This is a genomic window from Paenibacillus sp. J23TS9 (assembly GCF_018403225.1).
In the GTDB taxonomy this organism is placed as follows: Bacteria; Bacillota; Bacilli; order Paenibacillales; family Paenibacillaceae; genus Paenibacillus_AQ.
Genome location: NZ_BOSG01000004.1, coordinates 354,036 through 374,264 on the forward strand (window position 1 = coordinate 354,036; position 20,229 = coordinate 374,264).

The following is a 20,229-nucleotide window of genomic DNA, read 5'->3' on the forward strand; positions in this document are numbered from 1 at the left end:
CACAAAAGTTACATTCCAACCACTGAAGAGTGTAACAATAAATCTTATCGCAACTACTGTTACCCTTAACACAATGCCTTGCCACATATATCTCCCAGTGAAAATTTTCCGTATAAACCCACAAGGAATAAGCTACTTGCTTTACTTTCTGCTATTTTCTGATCGGCTCGCTCAAGCATGTTTTATACTGAACTCCGGCTTATGTAAAGCTCATTTGCGATCAAAAAAGAAAAGAGGCTTCTCAAAAGTTCGGAGAACTAATGAGAGCCTCTAAAAAAATCGATCCATCGTTAACAAATCATAAATTCAGTTGCCCAAACCCTTGTTACAGCAAGGGTTTTTGCTTTTCTTACATCATGCCGCCCATTCCACCCATGCCGCCCATGTCAGGCATGCCTGGTTTTTCTGGTTCTGGCTTGTCAGCGATAACTGCTTCAGTGGTCAGGAACATAGCCGCTACGGAAGCCGCGTTTTGCAGAGCAGAACGGGTTACTTTCGCAGGGTCAACGATTCCAGCTTCGAACATGTTTACCCACTCGTCAGTCGCAGCGTTGTAGCCTACGCCAACTTCTTCTTTTTTCAGACGTTCCACGATGACGGAACCTTCTTGGCCAGCGTTAGCTGCGATGGTACGGATTGGCTCTTCCAGAGCGCGGAGAACAATGTTCACGCCTGTTCTTTCATCGCCAGTCACTTCAACAGCACTCACAGCATTATATACGTTCACGAGGGCAGTACCACCACCGGAAACGATACCTTCTTCAACCGCAGCACGGGTTGCGTTCAGGGCGTCTTCGATGCGCAGTTTGCGCTCTTTCAGTTCAGTTTCCGTTGCAGCACCGACTTTGATAACCGCTACGCCGCCAGCCAATTTGGCCAGACGCTCTTGCAGCTTCTCTTTGTCGAACTCGGAAGTTGTTTCTTCCAGCTGTGCACGAATTTGGTTCACGCGAGCTGTGATGTCGGATTTGTCGCCGCTTCCGTCTACAACCGTTGTGTTTTCTTTCGTTACGCGCACTTGACGTGCATTACCCAGTTGATCGATGGTAGCGCTCTTCAGATCAAGACCGAGCTTCTCTGTGATCACTTGGCCGCCAGTCAGGGCAGCGATATCCTGCAGCATGGCTTCACGGCGGTCACCAAAGCCAGGGGCTTTAACGGCAACAGCGTTGAATGTTCCGCGCAGTTTGTTTACAACCAGCATCGCTTGAGCTTCGCCTTCGATATCTTCAGCAATGATCACAAGCGGTCTGCCTTGTTGTACGATTTTTTCGAGCAATGGCAGAATTTCTTGGGTTGTAGAGATTTTCTTGTCCGTGATCAGGATGTATGGATTGTCCAGAACGGCTTCCATTTTGTCCGTGTCGGTGATCATGTAAGGAGATACATAACCGCGGTCGAACTGCATGCCTTCCACGACTTCCATCTCAGTATTGAATCCGCGGGATTCTTCGACTGTGATAACACCGTCGTTACCCACTTTTTCCATAGCTTCAGCGATCAGTTCGCCAACTTCATCGTCAGCAGCGGAGATCGCAGCGACTTGAGCGATTTTTTGGTTGTCATTGACAGCGATAGCGATGTTTTTCAGCTCAGCTACAGCCGCTTTAACCGCTTTGTCGATACCTTTGCGAACGACCATAGGGTTAGCGCCTGCAGTAACGTTTTTCAGACCTTCACGGATCATGGCTTGAGCCAGAACCGTTGCAGTTGTCGTACCGTCACCAGCAACATCGTTGGTTTTGGTTGCTACTTCTTTAACGAGCTGAGCGCCCATGTTTTCAAAAGCGTCTTCCAATTCGATTTCTTTTGCGATTGTCACACCGTCATTAGTAATGAGCGGGCTGCCGAATTTTTTCTCAAGAACGACGTTACGGCCTTTAGGTCCGAGCGTCACTTTTACAGCGTTAGCCAAAGCGTCTACACCACGCAGCATGGAGCGGCGTGCATCTTCACTGAAACGGATATCTTTTGCCATGTTGATAAAAACCTCCCATTAAAATAGTTTCTCAATTCTGCGGTTCCTATGTTCAGGCCTTAGCCTACGATTGCGTGAATGTCGCTTTCTTTCATAATCAGATATTCTTTACCTTCATACTTGATTTCTGTTCCAGCATATTTGGAGAAAAGAACACGGTCGCCTTCTTTTACTTCCAAAGGAACGCGAACTCCGTCTTTTACAGCTCCGCCGCCAACAGCAATAATTTTACCTTCTTGCGGCTTCTCTTTTGCAGAGTCCGGAAGGACAATCCCGAATGAAGTCGTTTCCTCTTGTTCGATCGGTTCTACCAATACGCGGTCACCTAAAGGTTTGATCATGAAAAATAGCCTCCTTGTTAATATGTTGTGTTCCAGTAACGGCGTTGTTGTCGTTATGTATTAGCACTCGACAACCTCTAGTGCTAACAACCACTTTTATGATACTCAACTTGGGCACAGATTTCAAGTCCTCTTGATGCATTTTTCAAAGAAACTCACACATTTTCACTCAATTAACCAGAGCTTGTCCTTCACCACTTGAAGAAGCCCCGTTACTCATACTCCATCATTCTATCCAGCGGATTTTAAAATATGCCGGGGAAACGGGATAAAATTTAGAAGAATGAAACTCTGAAACAACAAAAAAGCAGTCTTCCCCGGGGAGAGAAGAATGCTCTTTTCGTTGCAAGGATGAAGCTCATCCAGTGCGATTCAATTAAGTTATTCCATGTTCGCAGGAAACTTGTATTTCTCTTCGGCAGCCTCATCGGCCGCGAGCTGTTTCCGGTATATCACCGAGGACAAGTATACACTGAATTCATACAATAGCAGCAGCGGGATGGTTACCAGAAAATCCGAGATAAAATCCGGCGGCGTAATGACTACCGCGATGAACACCAACGCAAAATACGAAACCTTGCGCATCTTCCGCAGCCTGCGCGGGTTTAGAATTCTGAGCTTGGTCATGAACATGACGATAAGCGGAAGCTCAAACAGCAGCGCAATCGGCAAGACCAGTGTAAACATAAAGTTGAAATACTGAGAGATGCCGTAGGTTTCTGTGAGTCCCATATTTTTAGTGATCGTTGTCGTAAAGCCGAGTGCCATCGGAAATACCACGTAGTATCCGAATGCAATGCCGATTAAAAATAAAATTAATACATACGGAACATAGTGGAGCGCAGCTTTACGCTCGATTTCCCGGAGTCCGGGGCTGACAAATGCCCACAGCTGATACGCCGTAAACGGGATGGTTAATACCAGCGCAACAACCATCGCAATTTTCATATATATGCCGATGCCGTCCCAGAACGCAAATGCATGAAGCTGGAAGTCTTTGGCCGAGTCCACACTGATCAGATACTTATAAATGGGATTGGCGCAGACCAGGCCGATGATCAGGCCCAGCAAAAGAACGACCAGAATAATGATAATGCGTTTACGCAATTCTCCAAGATGATCAACGATCGACATTTCTTCCTGTATATCAGACATGCTGTCACCATCCTATCTCTTCTGCCCTGCGGACAAAACAAAATCCCTCCCCGCACGGAAGGGATTCCAAAGTCTTCTCTTTCAAACCAAATTATTCCGGAAGACGTTTATTGTCAGCAGTGCTCTGTGCAGCAACCGGAGCTGCGGCTTGCACTTCACTTGGAGCGGCAGCGAGCGGCTTTGCCGGTTCGCTTGTACGGGAAGGTTGATCATCTTCACCAATAATATCACGGGCTCCGTCCTTGAACTCACGGAAGGTACGACCAACAGCACGTCCGAGCTCAGGGAGCTTGTTCGGTCCGAATAACAGCAGCGCCAAAATCACCAGCAAAATAATTCCCGGTACGCCAATACTACTCAGCATATCGAATTCTCCTCTCTGTACTTTACTCGCTAAAACTAAAGCGATATGCCGCTCTTAGATTTATTGAGGAAAGAGAATCAAAGTTGTAGTTAAAAAAAGACATTACGACCACGGTTTAGACAAAGTTTTGCCACAAAGACATCATACCATAACTCAAATCACAACAATATCAAATAAGTGTGACAATTTTGGAAATAGAACGGAATTTTCTGGTTATTGGCGGAACTGTCCCGTAACCATCAAGAGCGCCTCCGGCAGCTGGTCCATAATGGCAGCCAGGTTCTCATGCACTCCTTTGGGTGTTCCGGGCAAATTGACGATCAGCGTCCGGCCGCGAATGCCGCATATGCCTCTGAACAGCATCGCCCCCCGGTTCTTTTGCATGACTGTCGCTCTCATCGCTTCGGCCATACCTGGCACTTCACGTTCGATCACCCGCCTTGTCGCTTCCGGTGTAACATCCCGTATCGCAAGTTCCGTTCCTCCCGTTGTCAGTACCAGATCCGCTTGAAAATAATCCGTGAGTTCAATGAGTGATGCGATAATATCATCCTGTTCGTCGGGTACAATCCGGTACTCCACAATCTCCCCGCCGAGTTCCTCCTCCACCAGCTCCCGGATGACCTGGGCGCTTGTATCTTCACGCTCACCTCTTGATCCTTTATCGCTTGCCGTTAAGATCGCTGTTTTCCACACCATGAGATCACCCCTCCTCCTTCGCATCTTTTTAACAAAAGACTCCTATGACTCGCGCTGATAATCCCCGCTTTTTCCACCGGTCTTGGACTTCAGCATGGTCGGTCCGATAATCATGTCCTTTTGCAGCGCTTTGCACATATCATAGACGGTCAAGGCTGCGGCGGAAACGGCCGTCAAAGCCTCCATCTCTACGCCGGTCTTGCCGGTTGTTTTCACGGTTCCTTCTATATAAAGCTCATCATGCCCGTTGTCCGCAAAATGAATGTTAATTCCCGTCAGCGGAAGCGGATGGCACATCGGAATCCAGTCGGATGTTTTTTTGGCAGCCATCACCCCGGCCACCGAAGCCACGGCAAGCACGTCGCCTTTGCCTATTTTTCCTTCTTTAATTCGGGAGAGTGTTTCCGGGGCCATCTTCACCATCGTTTGCGCAACGGCCGTGCGTGATGTGACCTCCTTGTCTGAAACATCCACCATTTTGGCTCTGCCCTGTTCATTAAAATGCGTCAGTTCCATCTTCAGCCTCCTTGAATTCGTACACATCCTGCTCCGTTATCAGAACCTGAAGACGTGCATCCGTCTTTTCCATGGGAACCTGCTCTACCACCTGGGTACCAAAACCGATGCCGGCCCATACCGGAAGCTTTCCATGTCCCCCTTGGACCGAAAAGCGCTCATACAACCGGTCGTAGTAGCCGCCCCCATACCCCAATCTTCCTCCCGCCATGTCAAAAGCGATGCCCGGCACGAAAACCGCCTCCGGGATACATTCTTCCGGCACAGCCGGGGAATGCTCCTGATCCGGCTCCAGAATGCCGTACGATCCTGTCTTCAGCTCGTCCCAGTCCTTCAGCGAATGAAGCGACATCGAGCAATCTTCTCGCCGGCAACGGGGAACATACACTTCAATGCCTGTCTGCCATGCTTCTTCAATGAGTGGTTTCGTATCCAGTTCACTGCGAAAAGAGACATAGATCAGCATGCTGCGCATATTTCCCTGCTTCAGCCATGAGACAGCTTGACCGCATGCGAGCCGGGAAAAGTCCCGGTGCTGCTCAGCCGAAATACCGCCGCGAACCTGAGCCATTCGAGTACGAAGCTCTGCTTTTATTTCCTGAATTGTGGAATTTTCGCCGTTCATCGTTTAAAAACAGCTGCCTTCCCTTAAAAAGTTAACTTTCGAATTTTCACAAATTTCATTTCATTTTCATCATGGAGCCATATATGGAATCTTCACACCGTATAGATCTACATATAGCATATATTCAGCCGCTTCATGAACTTTTGCAAAACCTGCAGGTTCATTTTGCTCTTAGTTTACCACTGTTGCTCCATTTTCGCCAAGATTGGTCTGAAGTCCTGCCCTTCAAGTCGCGAATTCTTCATATTTCATGTAAACTGGGATTATTAAGGTGATCAGAATTTATTCATTATATATCGACGGAATTGATTCAGGCTTCTTTATATTGATTTCAATTCCATCTAGATGGAGGTTAATCAGCTCATGCTGCTTCAAGCAAGTGGAATCAGAAAATTATATGGAATAGAGCCCGTGCTCGAGGGAATCAATCTGCAGATTCTGGAAAGGGAGCGTGTCGGACTCGTTGGGGTTAATGGCGCCGGCAAATCCACCCTTCTACAGATTCTCGCAGGTGAAATCTCGTATGACGGCGGACAAATTTATAAATCCAAGGAAACCACGATCGGCTATCTCGCCCAGAACAGCGGTCTTCAATCCAACCGCACGATCTGGGAAGAAATGCTGGACGTATTTTCCCCTTTAATTGAAACAGAAAAAGAACTGCGTCTTCTCGAACAGCAAATCGCGGATCCTTCCCAAATGGATAATCCGAAAAAATATCAGGAACTGCTCGACCGTTACGCTGTCCGATCCGATTGGTTCAAGGACCATGGCGGTTACGAAATGGAGACCCGCATCCGCAGCGTCCTTCATGGCATGGGGTTCGGCAGCTTTGCTCCGGATACCCCGATATCCACTCTCAGTGGCGGTCAAAAGACTCGCCTGGCGCTGGCGCGAATCCTGCTGCTGGCTCCAGATCTGCTGATGCTGGACGAGCCGACCAACCATCTTGATATTGCGACTTTAACCTGGCTGGAGGATTACTTGCGGTCCTATTCCGGAGCCATACTGGTCGTTTCTCATGACCGCTACTTCCTGGATCGGCTTGTGACCACCATCGTTGAAATCGAACGACACCAATCGAAGCGTTACACCGGAAATTACAGCCGTTATATTGATCTTAAAGCTGCTGAATTTGAATCGGCAATGAAGCAGTATGAGAAACAGCAGGATGAAATTGCGCGTCTGGAGGATTTTGTACAGAAAAACATCGTCCGGGCCTCTACCACCAAGCGGGCACAAAGCCGCCGAAAAGCTCTCGACAAGATGGATCGTCTGGACAAACCCATGGGGGATTTGAAAAAGGCCGTCTTTTCCTTTGGCGTGGAATATATGACCGGTAAAGATGTGCTGCAAGTAAAGGATCTCGCCGTTTCCTTCTCCCCTCCCAAGAGGCTGTTTTCAAATGTATCGTTTGATCTGCACCGCGGAGAAACCGTTGCCCTTATCGGTCCAAACGGTATTGGCAAATCTACGCTGCTCAAATGCCTGACCGGAAGCTTCCGGCAAGAGTCTGGATCGATCCATTGGGGAACGAAGGTTAAGCTTGGCTATTATGATCAAGAACAGACAAACCTGAATCCCGCCAATACGGTATTGGAGGAGCTATGGAGCGAGTATCCGCATATGGAAGAAGCCAGAATCCGTACTGTGCTGGGTAACTTCCTGTTCAGCGGTGAGGATGTTCTGAAAAAAATCGCTGCGCTCAGCGGCGGCGAAAAAGCGCGTGTCGCACTCGCCAAGCTAATGCTGCTGGAAGCCAACATGCTGATCCTTGACGAACCTACCAACCATCTCGATCTATACAGCAAAGAGGTGCTCGAATCCGCACTGATTGATTACGAGGGAACCCTTCTGTTCATCTCGCATGACCGTTATTTTCTCAATAAAATGGCCGAACGGATCATCGAGCTTCATCCGCAAGGCGTTGAGCATTTCCTGGGGAATTATGACGATTATACCGCCAAAAAGCAGGAACTTGAGGAATTGACACAGGAGGCGCTTGAAGCTGCAGGCGGCAGTGTGTCGAAACAAGAGAATTCTGCCGATGCAGCCGAGAAAGCCGGCTTCAACTCCTTTGAAGCCGACAAGCAGGCGAAACGCGAGGAACGAAACCGCCAACGCAGACTTGCCGCATTGGAGGAACAAATTCAAGAGCTGGAAAGCATCATCGCTGAACTTGAAGCTGAAATGACCAAGCCAGAGGTATTTCAGGATTATATGGCCCTGCAAAAGCATCAGCAGGATCAAGAAGCCAAGAAAACACAGCTTGATGAGATCTTTGCCGAATGGGAAACGCTCGTTAGTGATTAATCCGGACTTTGGTCTTGTAATATAGGTCTTTGAGATCAAGAAAATGTATTTTGTCAAATTCACAAAACTTTTTTAATTTCAAAGGAAAATGTTTGTACACAATCTTATCCACATAAAAAGTGCATAACTTAGTCAAGAAAATGGCCCTTGGGGCCATTTTTTATTGAATAAATTAAGTTTTTTTGCAGCATCCACTTTTATCCACCAAATTATCCACATTATCCACAGTTTTTGCTTCATGAAAATGAAAACACTATCCCCGTTTTCAAAACCCTTATAAACCAACGGATTGCGCATTAAACATGATTTTGTACACAAATTTGCTGGAATATGTGGATAACATTGTCCACATCTTGACAAAAAGAATGTCGAATGCTGTAAGAATAGCAGTTCTTGACCTCCCGATCTTCCAATAAAAAAAAGCCCGTTCTTTCACTCAAGTAACGGGCACTACGCCTGCCGTAATGCAGAAGCTGCTTATGATTAATTAACTTGCAGCGGCTTCCCCTCATCCTCTGATGACAAAACGGCGCTGTTACAGGCTGCTACATACGCCAGACCAGCTGCCATGACAATATCATGGTGTACAGCTGTTCCCCGGTAGGTTTTTCCCTTCCGGTCAACACTGACCGCTGCTTCGGCATGGGCATCCTCGCCGCCGCTTAAAGAGTGAAGCTCCAAATCACCGAATGTAATCTCTGCATCAATACCTTGGCTGATCGCTGCAATAACCGCTTCAAGCGGTCCATTACCCATGCTCGAGTGCGAAGTCTCCCGGTTCTCATGAAGATGACGCAGAGTCACTGCCGCCACACGGTTGGAAGCACTGCCCGCCACGACCTGAACATCTCCCAGCTCATACACTTGAGCCGGTTTGCCCAGCGATTGGCTGACCATCTGCAGCAGCTGATTATCACTGACCACTTTCAATTGATCTGCCGCTTCTTTAAATACATTGTAGAACTGATTCAGCTCTTCACCTTGGATTTCAATGCCATAACGGGCCAGACGGTCACGAAGAGCATGACGGCCGGAGTGCTTGCCCAGAATGATCATGCTGCGTGGAATTCCCATCTTCTCCGGATTCATAATTTCGTAAGTACTTCGGTCCTTCAGCAGACCATCCTGGTGGATACCGGATTCATGCTGGAAGGCGTTGCGGCCAACGATAGGCTTGTTATACGCCATCGGAAAATGCATAGCTCCGCTGATCATCCGGGAAGTTTCATATAGTTTATCGATTGCGATTCCTGTCGTATAGCCCAGTGCGTCTCCTCTGGTCTCCATCGCCATGACCAGCTCCTCCAAAGCGGCATTGCCTGTTCGTTCACCAATTCCGTTTACGGTCACTTCCACCTGGGATGCTCCATTTTGAATGGCAGCCAGACTGTTAGCCACAGCAAGACCCAAGTCATTATGACAGTGAGCGCTGTACTGAACAGACTTCCCTCCTCTGGCTTCATCCCGGACACGGCGGAACATGTCCCCATATTCCTGCGGCAGCGCATAGCCAACCGTATCCGGAAGATTGATGATCGAAGCTCCCTCTTCGATCGCGACCTCCACCATTTCGATCAGATCCTCGATTCGTGTACGCGTCGCATCCATAGCCGTAAATTCAACGACATCCGAGAATTGTCTGGCATACGCTGTCATCTCGCGTGCAAGGGCTACGGCCTCTTTGCGTGTTTTGCGCATTTGATGCTGCAGGTGAATGTCCGAGGATGAAATAAACAGATGGATACGCCGGCGCGCAGCATCCTGGGTTGCCTTAACGGCAGATTCAATATCCCCTTTGACTGCACGGGCGAAGCCGCAAATCTCTACCTGCTGAAACCGGCGTGAGATTTCCTGTACCGCGGCAAACTCACCCGGGCTCGAAATTGGAAAACCAGGTTCAATGACGTCGATCCCCAGCTCAATCAGCTTGGATGCCAAAGCAATTTTTTGCTCCGGTTTAATGCTTGCACCTGGCGCCTGTTCTCCGTCACGCAGTGTGGTATCGAAGATTTGAATTCTTGATTTATCGGTCATGGGAAAGTCCTCCTTGGATTATCTTTTTTATATATTCGGTTCGGATTAGCAATACAACTTAATTCTTGACTGCAAGCCTATTGACCGCTGCGATAACTGCCGATCCGCCTGCTACTCGCTTCTATGTCGAAAAAACATCTCTTTTAGGAAACCACACGTCGACTTGCGGCTTCCTGTTGACCCACCCACTGCTGCCGGCAGCAAGGCTGTATGCCTTCAGATCAGGTCATGTCCCTGTCCGCATACAAACCAAAAAGCCCGCCATCTCTTGTAAACAAGAGACGACAGGCTTTACACCCTCCGCGGTACCACTCTTCTTGGTGCTTCCATGTCCTTGCCGGACAGAACGCACCCTCCTCGAGCTCCATATCATTATGCTTCTGATCATGGAGCATCCCTGTAACGGGGGCCAGCCGTAATGCGGTGTATTCGGAATAAATTCCGTGTCCACCGCTCCGCTTCCGGGCGAGATTCAAAGGATCTGCCACTGCGTCGCACCACCCCGCAGCTCTCTTTAGATCAGAATTCCTTTTACTGCTCCCGTTCATCGCGTTTCGTATATGAATTCATCATTGTTGTTTTGGAATACAAAAAAGCCTGCCATCTCTTGTCATTCAAGAGACGACAGGCTGTTCACCTTCGCGGTACCACTCTTGTTGCTCCTCTTCATCCATGGCGGAATCCAAGAAACCCCTCAATAGCCTCTTATCGGTGGCTGACCGTAGCAGTATACTATCCGGTTGCAAAACCGGTCCGGAAAATGATTATCCGGTATTTCCACTGCTCCGCTTCCAGGCGAGTTGCAGGTTCCTTTGACTGCGTTGCACCATCCCGCAGCTCTCTAATAACCCGGATTCCTACTGCTCCTGTTCATTGCGTTACAACATATCCATTTGGAATTTGAACTGATTATAAGGTTTTACGGCAAATGCTGTCAATAGGCATTTCAAAAAAGAGGCTTCCCTTTTCGGAAATAATCTATTCCTGCACTGACCATTCTTCGAGCGAAAATTGCGGCATCGCCTTTATATCGAGGGGCGTAAATTTTTGTTCCTTCCACTTCAAATAGGCAGCCGAACCAATCATGGCCGCATTATCCGTACAATATTCGAACGGTGGAATGATCAAAGGAATGCCCTTCTTTTGACACTGCTGGTCCAGCTCTCTGCGCAAACCCCGGTTGGCGGCAACGCCTCCGCAAAGCAGCAGCTGTTTGGCACCATAGGCCTTGACTGCCCGGATGGCCTTCGTGGTAAGCACCTCCACGACAGATTCCTGGAATCCGCGGGCAATGGCCCCCTCCATCGGTGATTCTCCGCGCATTTTGCGCTGATTGACAACATTAAGCACCGCAGATTTCAAACCGCTGAAGCTGAAGTCGTAAGAATCCGGTTCAAGCCACACACGTGGAAGATCAATCGCTTCCTCTGCCTCAAGCGCCAGGCGGTCCACATGCGGTCCGCCTGGATAGGGAAAACCAATGGCACGGGCGACTTTGTCGTAAGCCTCGCCCACAGCATCGTCACGAGTACGGCCTATGACTTCGAAGCTGCCTTCAGACTTCATGTACACTAGATCCGTATGCCCTCCGGAAACAACCAGCGCCATGCACGGATACTCTATATCCGCCACCAGGCGGTTGGCATAAATATGCCCGGCAATATGATGTGTACCGATCAGCGGCTTATTCAGAGCCATGGCCAGACTGGTAGCAGCAACCACGCCGACTAGCAAAGCCCCGACCAGGCCAGGACCCTGTGTGACGGCTACTGCCGAAATATCCTGAAGGCGGATGCCTGCCTTGTTCACGGCTTCTTCGAGCATCAGTGTAATATTCTCAACATGCTTACGCGAGGCGACCTCCGGCACAACGCCGCCAAAGGCTTTATGGGTTTCAATCTGGCTGGCGATCAGATTGCTGAGCACCTCCTTGCCGTCCTTCACAACAGCAACGGAAGTCTCATCACAGCTTGTCTCCACCGCCAGTATATAGCAGGGTTCATGTTCATTATGAAATTCACTCATCAGTATGCTTCGCTTCCTTCCTCACTGCCATAAGCGCTGCCGCGTTCAGGCAGATCCGCCCACATAATCATGGCATCCTCCTGGTTGTCCGAGTAATAACCTTTGCGGAGCCCGGCAGGCTTAAATCCCAACTTCCGGTATAAATTTTGCGCCACTTCATTGGTGACCCTGACCTCAAGCGTCAACCGCTGCATCCCCAGCTGAGCTGCGGTTTTCATGAGTTCGCGCAGAAGGCGTTCCCCCCATTTGCGTCCGCGGAATGCCTCCAGAACAGCAATATTGGTCACATGCGCTTCGTCGATGACAGTCCACATTCCCGCATAACCGACCGCCTGACCCAGATACTGCATAATCATATAACGTGCAAAATGGTTCTGGGTCAGTTCGTTTCGAAATGCATCCTCCGTCCATGGCAGTGTAAAGGCTTCATGCTCGATTACCATGACATCGGGAATATCCTCCAGCGCCATTTGTCTGAAGGTCAGGCCTTCATTATTCAAGTACAACTCCTGCTCCATGACGTTATGACAGACTCCCTTCACGACTTCCGCAGGAGCTTCTCAGCTTCCGCCAGCTGTGTATAATTCGGCACTAAACGGTGCACGTCATCTATTTCTCCATGCATTAGATGCTGCGCTCCCAGCCGTCCCACGGGTTCTCCCTCCATATCACATCCTGCAATATGCAGCCGGTCCCCGAGCATCGGACGCAGACGTTCTGCTGCAGCCTCCAGATTCCCGATCTCTCCTACAAACCAGATGCCTTCCGGCTTCTCTCCCTCAGGCGTCTCGGTCCATAGATGTTCAATTTCTTCCACCCAATGATCCATCAGGCGGATCGCATCCTCATGATGGCGGACGGGCATATGATCCCCTCGGGCCTGAAACAGCGCCGTATAGGCTTGCCCTCTTCTGGCATCTACTAAAGGAACCACCCAATTCTTGCCAGCGCCTCTCTCCGCAGCACTTAGAAGACCGCTCCATGCCAAAGCATGCAGACTGGAAATGCCGGCAACCGGAATGTTCCAGGTCCAGGCCAGCGTTTTGGCAGCCGTAACGGCTATGCGCGTGCCCGTATAAGAGCCGGGACCGATGCCGACCGCAATTCCGTTCAGATCGCTTGATGCCACACCGGCTTCCGCCAATCCCTTTTGAACAAGGGGCAGCAGGTGAACCGAGTGATTCCGTTCCCCTGCGGCTTTGATGGTATGCAGTACTTTATCATTTTCCATAACCGCCAAAGCAAGACATGCCGTGGACGTATCCAACGCCAAAAACCGCTTAAGCGGCTGTGATTGTGGTTGATTCATTCTGTAAAGACCCCATTCTGTATCAGACTTCTACACCACTCTTCATAAGGCTCTCCGTAACCCTGCACCGTAATTCTCCGCTCGTTTGGACCGGTGGTTTCAAGCTGTAAATGCAGATGCGGCTCCGGCAACAGCTCTTCTACGATCTGTGACCATTCCACAAGGCTTACCCCACTGCCGTAAAAATACTCATCAAGCCCCAGATCCTCCGCCTCTTCAAGCGATACCCGGTACACATCCATATGATAGAAAGGCAGCCGCCCCTCGTATTCTTTAATAATCGTGAACGTGGGACTATTAACGATCGCCTTCACGCCTAAATGCTTGGCAAATGATTGTGAAAATGCCGTTTTCCCTGCTCCCAAATCTCCGTCCAAACCGATAACGGTTCCAGGTCCTGCCGCTTTCGCCAGCCACGCTGCGAGTGCTTCCGTATCCTGAGGACTATGGGAGGTATATACAAACGGTTTCCCGTTTTGAATCTGTTCCAATGCCTTGACCCACCTTCGCCTTCAGCTTCAATTCCATTCTGTAACTTGTCCTTAATTATATCGGTCTGCTCCCGCTCCCGCAAGGATGGTCCGAGAGATCCACTGATTCGAATTCATTCTAAAATTTTTCATAGGATCGGTAATATTCCGCCAGCTCCGACGCCATCTGTGCAAGACGTTCGTTAAGATCAGCCGGTTCACATATCCGGATGGCTGGGCCATATGGCAAGAGAAGCTTTGCAACAAACGTATTCAAGGCCTCCTTTTCGATATTAAAAAAGGCTTCATATGGAGATTGCTTCACCAAATAATGATGCATGTACCAGTGACTGCACAGCTCTTCAACAGCCCAGCCCTTTCCTTGAATACGGAGCGTCAGGATGTCCTGATTCTCTCCCGGTGCCGATAATAGCCGATTCATGAAAAATGCCTTGGCCGAAAATGGTTCCGGCCGCATAAACGAATGCCCCGTAGGCTCGATCGCCTGAATGCGGTCCACCCGAAAGCTGCGGATTTCGCTGCGCAAATGGCAAAACGCGACAATGTACCATTTTTCCTGCCAGTGCACGAGGCCATATGGATCAATACTGCGCGGCTGCTCCGGCGACTCCGGGCTCTTCCGGTAGATCATCCGCAAGGTTGCTCGCTTCGCGCATAACGTTTCCAACTGCTCTAGAACTGGTTCCAACGAGGGTTCAGGCTCCGACCGGAGCACCTCGAGGCCAGCCTCGTGGCGTTGAAGCTGCTCGAGCTGCTCCGGTTTGGTATACTGTTTCAGTTTGCGAACCGCTTGCTCCAGCTTTTGCCCAAAAGGATACCCAGCCTCTCTTGCAAACGTAGCAGCATGGACCAATGCCAGCTGTTCACCCGCATCAAAAAAGATCGGAGCTTCCACCAAAGGATGGAGCAGGCTGAAGCCTCCGTGATGCCCCGCTTCCGACACAATCGGAACACCACTTGCACACAAGGCATCGATACACCGGTATACGGTACGAACATGGATCTCCAGATGATCCGCGATCTCTGTCGAAGTTATTTTTTTTCCCTGCTTCAGCATCCACAGAATCGCCAGCATGTTATCAGCTTTGGACATCGGTGCACCCCCGCTCTTTTTCATTTTAATATATCTTCCCTTGCCATTGTGCCTGTATGAAGAGGCTTGCCGTTCAGCTGCTGCGTACTGAGCACATCACCCTCCGCGGATAGTGCGTGTAATGTAAAATCCGTTCCTAGTGACTCATCAACAAATAAGTACCATATTCTCAAATCCTTGCCGGCGTCAATCATCTCCACAGTCTCCGTTGTGGCTGTCTTGGCGTCCGTCACCGTCACCGAGGCAATATCCGGGTTCACGACAGCACCGAAAAGCAAGGGAAATGGCGTTTCATCCTCACCCGGCACCCACTGGACCGACCACTGCGCATCCAGCCGCTCCTGCTCTGCCATCGCTTCATCTGACTCCATCAGAGTGTGCCCGCCGCCAGTAACCCATCTCCAGCCCATCAGATCCCGGCTCGTATAATCCACAGAAATTACAGGGCTTGGACTATGTTGATGGATATAACGGAGATAAAAGACAACTTCCCCGTTCCCCTTCTTTTGCTCTTGGACAACTTCAATAGGTTCATCCAATTTTCTTGCTTTTTCGATCGCCTGAACCGGTGTCCTGTAGGTTCCATCTATAAAAAAGATATAAAAGTAGGCCAAGCCGGCAGCCACAATGGCGATGGACAAGATCATTTTTTTCATAACCCTACCTCTGTCATTGGAAGAATAATATTCTTATATTACAAAATATTGTAACCCAGCGATAGCTAGAGTTATAGTCTGGTTATCTATACGTTCCCGCTCGAAATAAAAAAAACCGCCAAGCGGCAGCGCAGGACAGTCTTGTCAGACACCTGTGACTTGTAACCGTTTGGAGGCTTTTTGAAGTGGATGGGATTCATTCTACCGCACAGCTTTTTCTTCCTTTACGATAACGGACGGCTTTTCCCAAACCTTGCTTGGGATTTCCCGCTTCAGGACAGGCAGCACTTCCTCGGCAAAACGCTGCAGCTGCTCCTGCTGCTCCGTCTCCGTCAGGCCGTCAACGCTGATGCTCAGAACCTGATGACCAAAGGCTTCGTGATAGCTCAGGATCTTCTCGACGACCTGCTCGGGGCTGCCAATCAGTGCCGGACCATTCGCGATAGTATCCTCTAGACTAACAAACGGTGACTGGTTATGCTTAGCCGACTCTGTTGCACTAAAAGCACGATAGTAAGGTTTGAAGCGGCGGATCGCCTCCTCAGCCGTATTTCCCAGGTAAAGACTGCCTGAGCCCGCTCCCACGACAGCCTGGGACGGATCATGCCCGTAATAGGCCAGTCGTTCACGGTAATGATCGATGAGCGCTTTGTACTTCGCCTGCGGATGAAAAGAATTCGAGGAAAAAATAGGTTCGCCGAACTGTGCCGCAAGCTCCGTCGACAGGGTGCTTGACGCGCTGCCATGCCAAATCGGTATGGTGGACTGATACGTTCTTGGATATGTCGTCACCTGGTTTAGCGGCGAACGATAGCGCCCTTCCCAGGTGACGTTTTCCTCCGTCCAAAGCCTCTTTAGCAGCCGGTAACGTTCAGCCATGGAATCCCATTGCTCCTCCTCCGTAATGCCGAAGAGCGGATAATGCCGTGGATCATTGCCTTTTCCGATGATCATTTCCAGTCGCCCCCCGGACAGATGATCTAGGGTTGCGTAATCCTCAGCAACACGCACCGGGTCCAGGACGCTCAGCACCGTAACCGTGGTCAGCAGACGAATGCGGGAGGTTCTGGCCGCAATGGCAGTCAATACGATGGGTGGTGAGGAGGATAAGAAAGGAGCCCCGTGCCTCTCGCCCACACCATAGGCATCAAATCCCAGCTGTTCGGCGAGAACAGCCTGGTTGATGACATTTTGAAATTTTTGCTGCGACGTCCGGGACTCCCCTGTTACGGCATTGGGGAGATTCATCATTAAACTGAATATTGCCACTTTCATGATATGGAGCCTCCTTTGAGTGATTCGTTCTGATGAAATAGGATCGTGAATGGCAGAATGATGCACCCTTGAATTGCAGCACAAAAACCGCGATCCCGCTGGATCGTGGTCTTGTTCGAGAGATGGGTTCGTGGAATGCTTCAGACTGCAGCCTGCTCCTCTCTCTCGTTACTGGAAATAGAGATGTAATGCTCAAGTTCGAGCTTAAGCTCGTTCAGGGCCGTGTCCAAACGATCCTTCAGCTGCTCGGTAAGCTCAAATCCCCCATGTTCCGTGCGGCTGATCCATTGGTCTACAGCAAACACCCCTCCGAGAATATTCGTGCCTCCAAGCGCAGACACAACTGGTTTTAAGGCATAGTCCACGGCGAGCAGATGTGCAATCGTCCCTCCGATAAAAAGGGGCAGCACTACTTTTCCTTGGAATCCCTTTTGGGGTATAAGGTCGAGAACGGTCTTCAATGCGCCTGAATACGAAGCCTTAAAAACGGGACTGGCAATAATGACTGCGTCTGCCTGCTCCACGTTGGCAAGTGCCTGCTGGATCTCAGGACTGTTAAAGTGTGCGCGGAGAAGATCCTCAGCCGGAAGATCTGCAGCTGAAATCAAATCGATGTCAAAGCCGGATAGAGCCAGATGATCTGCAGCGTATTGGGTCATTCCAAATAATCTGGACCCGTGTGTCGGGCTTCCTACGATTAAAGCAATTCTTCTCATTATAATCTCCTCCTCATGGTTGAACCGCTAATTTCACCAGAATGCGGGTGCCCTGCACCAGGATGCTTTCATCCAGGTCAAAGCGAGGCTGATGGATCGCGTGGGTTATTCCCTGAGCGGCATTACCACAGCCGAGAAAAGCGAATACCCCGGGGACCCGATCCAGATACCAGCCGAAATCCTCTCCCGCCAGACTTGGAGGGGAGAGCCGGTGAACCTGCTCTGCGCCCAGAACCTCTGCTGCCGCGGACACAACGCGCTGAACCTCAGCTGCATCGTTCACCACCGTAATTCCCTCGCGCAGCTCCATCTCATAGCTTCCGCCAGCAGATTCTGCAATGGAGGCCGCATTACGCTGCAAACCATCCGTTATCGCTGCTACGGTCTCCTTGGTAAATGCCCTGTAAGTACCCGTGAGCTCACTTTGCGCTGCGATGACATTTATAGCGCTACCCGCCTGCAGTGTGCCAAAAGCCAGCACGGCCGCTTCGGTCGGGTCCACCCTGTTCGCCATCAGTCCGTTCACTTCCGTTACGAAGCGGACTGCCATCTGCAGTGCATCTACGGCATGATGAGGCGCACTATGATGCCCCGATGTCCCCGTGAAGCGAATCTTGAAGTGACTGGATGCCGCCATTGCATAATGGTCATGAATACCAAGCGACCCGGCTGGAAGCTCAGGCATGACATGAAGCGCATAACACCGCTCTACCCCATCCAGGATCCCAGCCTCGATCATATCGCGTCCGCCCGACAGCAGCCGTCCATCCAACGGACTTGGGAGCGCCCCTTCCTCGGCCGGCTGGAATACAAACCGGATCGTTCCACGGATATGATCCCGGAACTGCGATAAGGTCTTCGCTGCCCCAAGCAGCATGGCAGTATGCGCATCATGCCCGCAGGCATGCATAACACCCGCTTGCCGCGACTTGTACGGCACATCGTTCTCCTCCTGGATCGGAAGAGCATCCATGTCTGCACGCAGCAGGATGATGGGTCCCTCTCCGCCAGTCCCCTTAAGGGTTCCAACCACACCCATGCCAAAATGCGGACCGACATTCCGCCGGACTTCGATACCCCAAGATTCGAGCAGTCCGGCTGCAATGCCAGCCGTGCGGGCAACGCCATACAACAGCTCGGGATGTTGGTGCAGATCACGCCTGATCTCAATCAGCTCTTCTTGGAGACTTCCGGCATATGCCATGATTTCGTCCATGTGTTCAATGACGTTCATATCCGTAGATATACTCAGGAGCGCACAGCTTCGGCATCGGACTTGGCGTAACGGTTTTCCGGAACCGGTAATCCAAGATTGCCCCGCAGCGTATCGCTCTCATAATCCGTTCTGAAAATGCCCCGCTTCTGCAAAATAGGCACCACCTGATCCACGAAATCCTCAAGCCCATGCGGCACGGAGGCTGTAAGCATGAATCCGTCGGCCGCTCCGGCCTCGAACCATTCCTGGATGCGGTCTGCCACCTGCTCCGCTGTACCAATAAAGTTCCCGCGCGGCGTAGCAGATTGGATGGCGACTTGCCTAAGCGTTAAGCCTTTTTCCTTCGCATCCTTCTTGATCTTATCCGTACCGCTCTGGAAACTGTTTTTGCCTAGATCGCCAAGCTCCGGAAACGGTTCATCGAGTGGATACTGCGAAAAGTCATGATGCTCGAAGAATCTGCCCAGGTAATTGAGCGCATTCTCAATGGTCACCAGACTGGCAGCTTCCTGATATTTGTGTTCCGCTTCTTCCTCAGTGCTGCCAATGATGGGTCCGATGCCAGGGAAGATCAATACATCATTCGGATTCCGGCCAAAGGCGGCGGCACGAGCCTTCACATCCTGTGCAAAACGTATGGCTTCTTCCAGATTCTCGGCCCCCGTGAAGATAGCATCCGCTTCTTTCGAAGCATAATTTTTACCAACCTCGGATGCCCCGGCCTGGAAAATCACCGGCTGCCCTTGCTTGGACCTTGCGATATTCAGCGGTCCCTTCACCGAGAAAAATTCCCCCTCATGATTTAGCTCATGCATTTTCTCTGGATCAAAGAACACGCCTGTCTCCTTATTCCGGACAAACGCATCATCCTCCCATGAATCCCATAAGCCGCGTGCAACTTCCAGATACTCGGTCGCGATCCGGTAACGTTTGTCATGCTCCGGATGCTCCATTTTACTGTAGTTCAGCGCAGAGCCTTCCAGCGGAGAAGTAACAATGTTCCAGCCGGCGCGGCCGCCGCTGATAACATCCAGTGAGCCGAACTGACGGGAGACCGTAAACGGTTCGCTGTACGAGGTGGATAAGGTGCCGACAAGGCCGATGTTCTTGCTGACAGCAGCAAGCGCGCTCAGGATGGTGATCGGTTCGAAGCGGTTCAGAAAGTGGGGAATGGATTTCTCGTTAATGTACAATCCGTCTGCAATAAAAATGAGATCCAGCTTGCCCTCCTCGGCCTTTTGAACCCAGCTCTTATAGAGTTCAAAATTCACGCTCGCGCCCGGATCGCTGTCCGGATGCCTCCATAAAGAAGTTCCTCCGCCAACTCCATGCAGGAGAGCCCCAAGCTTTAACTGTTTTTGCTTTGCCATGTTTAACATCCTCCTTATCGGAAATGGTCCATTTAGAAAGCTTGATTTGGAAA

General features: G+C 50.3%; 19 protein-coding genes and 1 other annotated feature. Of the genes, 1 reads left to right on the plus strand and 18 read right to left on the minus strand.

What is annotated here, in order from left to right; genetic code table 11:
* Nucleotides 1-349: 349 nt before the first annotated feature.
* The 7 genes from groL to KJS65_RS23280 form a co-directional block, all read right to left on the minus strand.
* Nucleotides 350-1,978 carry a chaperonin GroEL gene (gene groL / locus KJS65_RS23250; RefSeq protein WP_213652215.1) on the minus strand — a complete coding sequence of 543 codons (1,629 nt, stop codon included), beginning with the start codon at nucleotides 1,976-1,978 and terminating at the stop codon, nucleotides 350-352.
* A 59-nt stretch (nucleotides 1,979-2,037) separates the two neighbouring features.
* Nucleotides 2,038-2,319 (minus strand): co-chaperone GroES, encoded by a 282-nt coding sequence (gene groES, locus KJS65_RS23255; protein ID WP_136603737.1) that lies wholly within the window; start codon nucleotides 2,317-2,319, stop codon nucleotides 2,038-2,040.
* Between the two features lie 381 nt (nucleotides 2,320-2,700).
* On the minus strand, nucleotides 2,701-3,474 hold the full coding sequence (gene tatC / locus KJS65_RS23260; protein WP_213652216.1) for a twin-arginine translocase subunit TatC: 774 nt from the start codon (nucleotides 3,472-3,474) through the stop codon (nucleotides 2,701-2,703).
* A gap of 91 nt (nucleotides 3,475-3,565) precedes the next feature.
* Nucleotides 3,566-3,835, minus strand: coding sequence for a twin-arginine translocase TatA/TatE family subunit (tatA, locus tag KJS65_RS23265; protein WP_213652373.1), 270 nt, complete (start codon nucleotides 3,833-3,835; stop codon nucleotides 3,566-3,568).
* A gap of 216 nt (nucleotides 3,836-4,051) precedes the next feature.
* On the minus strand, nucleotides 4,052-4,537 hold the full coding sequence (locus tag KJS65_RS23270; protein ID WP_136603735.1) for a MogA/MoaB family molybdenum cofactor biosynthesis protein: 486 nt from the start codon (nucleotides 4,535-4,537) through the stop codon (nucleotides 4,052-4,054).
* A 42-nt stretch (nucleotides 4,538-4,579) separates the two neighbouring features.
* On the minus strand, nucleotides 4,580-5,053 hold the full coding sequence (gene moaC, locus KJS65_RS23275; protein WP_136603734.1) for a cyclic pyranopterin monophosphate synthase MoaC: 474 nt from the start codon (nucleotides 5,051-5,053) through the stop codon (nucleotides 4,580-4,582).
* On the minus strand, nucleotides 5,034-5,678 hold the full coding sequence (locus tag KJS65_RS23280; RefSeq protein ID WP_213652218.1) for a 5-formyltetrahydrofolate cyclo-ligase: 645 nt from the start codon (nucleotides 5,676-5,678) through the stop codon (nucleotides 5,034-5,036). The genes moaC and KJS65_RS23280 overlap by 20 nt, the downstream gene beginning before the upstream one ends.
* A 363-nt stretch (nucleotides 5,679-6,041) precedes the next feature.
* Here KJS65_RS23280 and KJS65_RS23285 point away from each other — a divergent pair, with 363 nt between their 5' ends.
* Entirely contained in the window at nucleotides 6,042-7,991 is a 1,950-nt protein-coding gene (locus tag KJS65_RS23285) for an ABC-F family ATP-binding cassette domain-containing protein (RefSeq protein WP_213652219.1), read from the plus strand.
* Nucleotides 7,992-8,474: 483 nt separating this feature from the next.
* Here the strand turns inward: KJS65_RS23285 and KJS65_RS23290 are convergent, their stop codons facing one another.
* From KJS65_RS23290 to KJS65_RS23340, 11 genes are all read right to left on the minus strand, one after another.
* The gene (locus KJS65_RS23290; protein WP_213652221.1) at nucleotides 8,475-10,025 is read right to left on the minus strand and encodes a 2-isopropylmalate synthase; all 1,551 of its coding nucleotides are present in this window, start codon (nucleotides 10,023-10,025) and stop codon (nucleotides 8,475-8,477) included.
* Between the two features lie 274 nt (nucleotides 10,026-10,299).
* Nucleotides 10,300-10,582: a binding site (T-box leader), on the minus strand.
* A gap of 421 nt (nucleotides 10,583-11,003) precedes the next feature.
* The gene (gene tsaD / locus KJS65_RS23295) at nucleotides 11,004-12,050 is read right to left on the minus strand and encodes a tRNA (adenosine(37)-N6)-threonylcarbamoyltransferase complex transferase subunit TsaD (protein ID WP_213652223.1); all 1,047 of its coding nucleotides are present in this window, start codon (nucleotides 12,048-12,050) and stop codon (nucleotides 11,004-11,006) included.
* A complete protein-coding gene (rimI, locus tag KJS65_RS23300) occupies nucleotides 12,050-12,568 on the minus strand; it encodes a ribosomal protein S18-alanine N-acetyltransferase (RefSeq protein ID WP_213652225.1) in 519 nt (172 codons plus the stop codon). Before rimI ends, tsaD begins: the two co-directional genes overlap by 1 nt.
* A gap of 20 nt (nucleotides 12,569-12,588) precedes the next feature.
* A complete protein-coding gene (gene tsaB, locus KJS65_RS23305) occupies nucleotides 12,589-13,359 on the minus strand; it encodes a tRNA (adenosine(37)-N6)-threonylcarbamoyltransferase complex dimerization subunit type 1 TsaB (RefSeq protein ID WP_213652227.1) in 771 nt (256 codons plus the stop codon).
* A complete protein-coding gene (gene tsaE, locus KJS65_RS23310; RefSeq protein WP_213652374.1) occupies nucleotides 13,356-13,841 on the minus strand; it encodes a tRNA (adenosine(37)-N6)-threonylcarbamoyltransferase complex ATPase subunit type 1 TsaE in 486 nt (161 codons plus the stop codon). Before tsaE ends, tsaB begins: the two co-directional genes overlap by 4 nt.
* Before the next feature lie 127 nt (nucleotides 13,842-13,968).
* Nucleotides 13,969-14,943, minus strand: a complete 975-nt coding sequence (locus KJS65_RS23315) for a helix-turn-helix transcriptional regulator (protein WP_213652375.1) — start codon at nucleotides 14,941-14,943, stop codon at nucleotides 13,969-13,971.
* A 20-nt stretch (nucleotides 14,944-14,963) separates the two neighbouring features.
* Nucleotides 14,964-15,599 (minus strand): hypothetical protein, encoded by a 636-nt coding sequence (locus KJS65_RS23320; protein WP_213652228.1) that lies wholly within the window; start codon nucleotides 15,597-15,599, stop codon nucleotides 14,964-14,966.
* Nucleotides 15,600-15,800: 201 nt separating this feature from the next.
* A complete protein-coding gene (locus KJS65_RS23325; protein ID WP_213652229.1) occupies nucleotides 15,801-16,874 on the minus strand; it encodes an LLM class flavin-dependent oxidoreductase in 1,074 nt (357 codons plus the stop codon).
* A gap of 140 nt (nucleotides 16,875-17,014) precedes the next feature.
* Complete coding sequence (gene ssuE / locus KJS65_RS23330; RefSeq protein ID WP_213652230.1) at nucleotides 17,015-17,590, minus strand: NADPH-dependent FMN reductase; 576 nt, start codon at nucleotides 17,588-17,590, stop codon at nucleotides 17,015-17,017.
* 13 nt (nucleotides 17,591-17,603) lie between these two features.
* The gene (locus tag KJS65_RS23335; RefSeq protein ID WP_213652231.1) at nucleotides 17,604-18,824 is read right to left on the minus strand and encodes a M20 metallopeptidase family protein; all 1,221 of its coding nucleotides are present in this window, start codon (nucleotides 18,822-18,824) and stop codon (nucleotides 17,604-17,606) included.
* Between the two features lie 14 nt (nucleotides 18,825-18,838).
* Nucleotides 18,839-20,176: an LLM class flavin-dependent oxidoreductase gene (locus KJS65_RS23340; protein WP_213652232.1), complete on the minus strand. Its 1,338-nt coding sequence runs from the start codon at nucleotides 20,174-20,176 to the stop codon at nucleotides 18,839-18,841.
* Between the last annotated feature and the right edge of the window lie 53 nt (nucleotides 20,177-20,229).